The sequence below is a fragment of the Robertmurraya dakarensis genome, from assembly GCF_900156875.1.
Lineage (GTDB): Bacteria > Bacillota > Bacilli > Bacillales > Cytobacillaceae > Robertmurraya > Robertmurraya dakarensis.
Genome location: NZ_LT707409.1, coordinates 3,302,005 through 3,304,111 on the forward strand (window position 1 = coordinate 3,302,005; position 2,107 = coordinate 3,304,111).

The window sequence follows — 2,107 nt, forward strand, 5'->3', positions numbered from 1 at the left end:
CCTTTGTACATTTTGCTTTTAGTGGACAATCCGTACAGTCTTCGCATTCATATATTTTAAAGCTCTGTTCATAACCAGATCGATTCTTCTTGTTTTGATATTTTCTAAAAGTTACTTTCCTTCCATTCGGGCAAATAAAATAATCGTCTTGTTCACGGTATGTCCAGTTTTTTGCATTTTTGATATCGTTTTTATATTTACGTGTCTTTTCTTGTATGTATGATCCATAAGGGATTAGAAAGTCAAACTTTGGCTCTTTCTCATCGCCAACCGCATAAACATAATTTTCTTCGCTTCCATATCCAGCATCGGCAATAACAGTTTTAGGCATTGGTAAAGAAGTAGACGACAGTTTCTCCGAATGTGGGATAAAACAACGAGTGTCAGTTGGACGTTGATGAATCGTGTAAAACAGAATAAACTGGTTTTCCGTTCCCATCTGTACGTTATATCCTGCTTTTAGTTGACCATTTTTCATATGATCCTCCTTCATGCGCATGAAGGTGGCGTCTTTGTCCGTTTTAGAATAGCTTTTACGATCACCGAAGATTTGGTTCTGTTCTTTATATTTAGCCAGTCTAGGTAAGAAGTTTTCGCGGATCAACTTCACGGTTTTCTTTAATTGACTACGTTCTTTTCATTTCACTTTACGAATATTTGTTTCGGGTTCCTTTTCAATGTCTTCAGTTAATGCTTCTATCTTTTCTTCTAGTTCTGTCGCAGCAGTTTCTAAATCTGATTCGGAGACTTCTGTTTTTTGTTTATCATCCTTTGGTTCATTCCCAGCTTCTAGTTGTGTTAATTCCTGTATGTGTTGAAGGGTTTCTTGAATTTTTTCTCTTAATTTAGCCTCAAATTTCTCCGTTGCTTTTTTCCAGACAAAAGAATACTTATTGGCATTCGCTTCAATCTTTGTGCCATCCAAAAAGTAGTTTTCGAGTGTGATGTATTTATCTTCAATCAACTTTATTATCATGGCTTCAAATAATTCGTCCATCAAGACTTTCATCCGTTCTCCACGGAACTCATTAATAGTACGAAAATCAGGTTGGTGCATCGCAGCTAACCACATAGCTGGTATGTTTTCTTTAATCAATGTTTCTATTCCTCGGCAAGAGTAAACCTTCTGAGAATACGCGAACAGAATGATCTTAAGCATCATTTTGGGATGAAAAGAACTTCGTCCTCCACCTTTATAATGAGAGAATAACCGATCGTTTGGAACAGCTTCGACCATTTCATCCACTACACGAGCCACATGATTCTCTTGAATAAGTGTTTCAATATCAAAAATGGATTGAATTTGACGGTTGTCATAGGGTTTAAACGTAGGAGCTAATTGTCTTTTAGGAGGCGATTTCTCATCAACCTCTGGAAGAAGAATCATTTGAGTGTTATAATCTGCAGTAGTAGTCTTTGGATTACACATAAAAAATCGTCCTTTCTAAAATGTTGGTTTGGTCACTTACATTTTACTAAATAGGGCGATTTTTTTGTGTGCTTTTTTATAATTAGATGGATTTATAAGCCAAAAAAGATTAAATATAGGTTGATTGGAACGGAAGGCACGAAGACTCCTGCGGGACGACGGGGCAGGGGAGACCCCACAGGCGCTTAGCGCCGAGGAGGCTCCCCGTACCGCCCGCGGAAAGCGAAGTGCCTGGAGTGGAAATCAACAACTCCGTTTAACCAACTACTAAAAAATAAAGGGCTGTCAAAGGTCAGTTACCTGACTTTTTGGACAGCCCCTTTGTTTTAAATAGGGAAAGAGTAAATTCGTATGATCGCATATGCACTTTGTTCTTTTACTGTTTCATCTAATCGGAAGAAACCAAGTGACTGAGAAATGTCTTCTTAGTACCATAATATTCGATTCCACTGACTAACCTATCATAGTAAAAATGTACATATCTAGGAAAAGACTAGAATGCAAATGACAGATGTCGTATCCTACAACCTGTTTTTTTAGGACCCAAAGCATATATGGTTTACAAAGATAAATTCTAACCTTCTAAATTACCAATAATTTTTCTTGAGATTTCTACTCTAGTTGTTACATCATGAGAGATACCTGGCACTCGCTAGATATATGCTGTGGTGGCATTGT

2 protein-coding genes are annotated in these 2,107 nt (G+C 37.4%); both read right to left on the reverse strand.

From position 1 onward, the window contains the following. Positions 1-478, reverse strand: a 478-nt coding sequence (locus tag CZ487_RS24585) for a transposase (RefSeq protein WP_237562942.1), incomplete at its 3' end; no start/stop codon positions are given. 159 nt (positions 479-637) lie between these two features. Continuing rightward, the gene (locus CZ487_RS24590) at positions 638-1,429 is read right to left on the reverse strand and encodes a transposase (protein ID WP_077214995.1); all 792 of its coding nucleotides are present in this window, start codon (positions 1,427-1,429) and stop codon (positions 638-640) included. Positions 1,430-2,107: the final 678 nt, after the last annotated feature.